The sequence below is a fragment of the Paenarthrobacter sp. RAF54_2 genome (assembly GCF_052113945.1).
Classification (GTDB): Bacteria; Actinomycetota; Actinomycetes; order Actinomycetales; family Micrococcaceae; genus Arthrobacter.
This window is the reverse complement of the sequence record NZ_JBFRDV010000052.1, coordinates 1-3,058: the sequence shown is the minus strand read 5'-3', so window position 1 is coordinate 3,058 and position 3,058 is coordinate 1. Positions and strand designations below refer to the sequence as shown.

The following is a 3,058-nucleotide window of genomic DNA, read 5'->3' as shown; positions in this document are numbered from 1 at the left end:
TCTCCCTCTAGAGGCCTTTCAGGGCGCCTCGGCCGCCTAGCAGGAAGGCAAGACCGAGCCCGACTAGCGAAACGGCGGCCATTATCAGGGCAAGCACCGCAACCTCGGAATAGGAGCCGAATTCGAGGAGGTCGTAGAGGGTCGTTCCCATGACCTGGGTGGTGGGTGCGCGGACGAGCATTGACGCGGCGAATTCGTGGCTGAGCAGGAGGAAGATCAGTGCAGCGGCGGCTCCGAAAGCAGATCGCATGAGCGGTAGCAGGACGTTGAGCGTGGTTCGCCAGAGGTTGGCACCGGCCACCTGAGATGCCTCGATGTACTGCTTTCCGAGGGAGAGCATTGCGGCCGATTGAAGTCTGACCGAGAACGGGATCATCAGTGTCACGTAGACAGCGATCACCACCGAGCTTGTGCCGTAGAGGTTGATGGGGGGTCCGCTGTAAGCCAAAATGAAGCCCAGACCGAAGATGAGCGCGGGCATGCCCAGAGGCATGGCGACCACGAAGTCCAGGACGATTTGGCACAGTTTGAATCGGCGTCCGTAGACCAGGATCGCCGAGCACAGGAAGCCGATGGGGATGACGATCAGGATCGAGGTGAGCGAGAACAGCACACTGTTCTGCACTGAACTGAGAATCTCTGGCGAGTTCAACGCCTCAGAGAAATGCTGGAGCGTGAATGTCGAGGGCACGATGTCCGCTGACCATCGCGGCGAAACCGCGACAATGATGATGGCAAGCAGCGGCAACACGGCCGTCAAGAGGGCATAAGCACCGATCCAGACCACGCCGGACCATGAGGGCCGCCCGACCGCTTTGAAGCCCTTGCCGCCGTGGGTGACGAACCGGCTCTGGTTTCCCAGTAACGCCCGTTGTCCGAAGACAATGATCATGCCGATGACTACCAGCGGAACGCCTAGCGCGGCGGCGGCATTGAAGTCGACCGGCGAGCTGTTCAGGTACGTGAATATTCGGGTCGTGAGGACCTGAATGTTGGAGTTGCGTCCGAGCAGGAGCGGTGCGGTGAACTGTCCCAGAGCCAACAGGATCGCGGTCGCCGTGGCGTAGACGAGCGAGGGCCGGACAAGGGGGAGGGTGACACGGAAGAACACTCCGAGTTTTGAGGATCCGGCGACCTCAGCGGCCTCGATCAGGTCGGAGTTGACCGCGGTGAAGCCAGAACTCATGAACAGGTACACGAAGGCCGCGATTTGAAGGCCGGTACACAAGATGATCCACGGGGTGGTGTAGACATCGATCGGCCCGGACGTCTGGTCCGACCACCAGGGCAGGGTGCGAAGCACCGTGTTGGCGAACCCGACCCGTGGAGAGAACAGGAAGATCCAGCCTGTGATGCTCGCCACGGAAGGCATCAGGATGGACATGACGGGCAACGCCGACATCCAGCCCAGGCCTCGCGGAAGGCGCAGGGAGAACCAGGCCAGGGCAGTGCCGACGACCAGCGCCAGCACCACGGCCCCGACCGTGAGCACGATCGTGGTCCCGATCGCCTGCCAGATGAACGGATCCGTGAACGCTGTGGTGAAACCGTTGTTCAGCGCCGACCGGTCGACGATGAAGTAGATCGGCCGCAGAACCAGAAGTCCGACGAAGACAACGAACAACACCACGCCGAGGGTCCAAAGATGGACGGGTCGAACCCGGAAACGCGGCTTCTGCGACGCACCCGGCGCGAACGGAACGCCTGGACCGGGCCCAGCCGTTCCGTGATCGGAAACCTGGATGTCCGAAACGCTCATCTGCCCGCCCCCGCTTTCTGCTCCAGCGCGACATCGCTGTGCGCGGGCTGGCCGGTTCCCGCCGAGCCGGTCGAACTGGTGGGGAAGAGCTTGGCATCACATGCCGAGAAGATGACGGTGGTTCTCGAACCTGGTTCGAAGCGGTGCTCTCCCTCCCCCGTGAGTGGGATACGGCTCGAGACAGACCGACCATCGACGAACTTGACGACGACATCGACAGAGGCTCCCCCATACTCGACATCGGCAATCGTGCCTCCTTCAACACCCATCTCTCCAGGCGCAAGTGAGTCGATAGTGCCCAACCGGATGGCCTGTTGGCGCACGCGCAGGTTCGCCGTCTCCGCCGACACATCGGGAACACGGCCAACAAGCTGTCCACTGGTGCTTGCCCATCCCGAGGGCGTTTTGTACAAGGAGATGGAGTTTCCCATACCGATGAACTCGGCGACGAACTCCGTCGCCGGGTTTTCATACACCTCACGCGGGCGACCCAGCTGTTCAATCTGACCCGCACGCATGATCGCCAACCGATCCCCCAGCGCCAGCGCCTCGGACTGATCATGAGTGACATAGAGTCCCGTGAATCCGACGCGTTGGTGCAACTGGTGGATCTCGTTACGCAGCTGATCACGCAAACGGGCATCAAGGTTGGACAGCGGTTCATCGAACAACAGCAGGGACGGGCGGGCAACCAGCGCACGCGCCACAGCCACCCGCTGTTGCTGACCACCGCTCAACTGGCCCGGATACCGGTCAAGGAGATCGGTGCAATCAACCATCCGGGCGGCCTCGTCAATCCAGCCCTCTTTGAAGCCCTGCTTCAACCCGCGGGCTCGAAGGGGGTAGCCGATATTGCGGCGAACCGTCATATGCGGCCATAAAGCGAACGACTGGAAAACCATCCCCACGTCGCGGCGGTTGGGACTGAGATCGACGCGCCGCGTCGTGTCGCAGACAACTTTGTCCCCGATGCTGATCCGGCCAGCGGAAGCCTGCTCAAGCCCCGCGACCATACGCAGCGTGGTCGTCTTCCCACATCCACTCGATCCGAGCAAGACCAGCAGCTCGCCCTCCTCCACCGTGAAGGTCAAGTCGTTGACCGCCACAACATGATTGCGGCGAACAACGAACTCCTTCCGCAATCCCTGAATCTCTAGCATGATTAATTCTCTCTCACCTATATCGCGTCAGCACTGAGCGCTTGCGAGCCAGCAACTAGCTACTACTTGGCCAACAGTTGGTTCCAGCGCTGCAGGAACGCTTTGAACTGCTCGGTCGTGATCTGCGGGAGCTCGACAA

At 61.2% G+C, this 3,058-nt stretch carries 2 protein-coding genes; both read right to left on the bottom strand.

Translation table 11 applies throughout. The features are described 5' to 3' along the window. Positions 1 to 7: 7 nt before the first annotated feature. A complete protein-coding gene (locus tag AB4Y87_RS25800; protein ID WP_442007069.1) occupies positions 8 to 1,759 on the bottom strand; it encodes an ABC transporter permease in 1,752 nt (583 codons plus the stop codon). Then, positions 1,756 to 2,919, bottom strand: a complete 1,164-nt coding sequence (locus tag AB4Y87_RS25795) for an ABC transporter ATP-binding protein (RefSeq protein ID WP_442007068.1) — start codon at positions 2,917 to 2,919, stop codon at positions 1,756 to 1,758. The genes AB4Y87_RS25800 and AB4Y87_RS25795 overlap by 4 nt, the downstream gene beginning before the upstream one ends. Positions 2,920 to 3,058 lie beyond the last annotated feature (139 nt).

Bases quoted from the DNA above. Each gene is read 5' to 3' on its own strand.
- AB4Y87_RS25800 (WP_442007069.1), bottom strand. From the start codon at position 1,759: ATGAGCGTTTCGGACATCCAGGTTTCCGATCACGGAACGGCTGGGCCC.
- AB4Y87_RS25795 (WP_442007068.1), bottom strand. From the start codon at position 2,919: ATGCTAGAGATTCAGGGATTGCGGAAGGAGTTCGTTGTTCGCCGCAAT.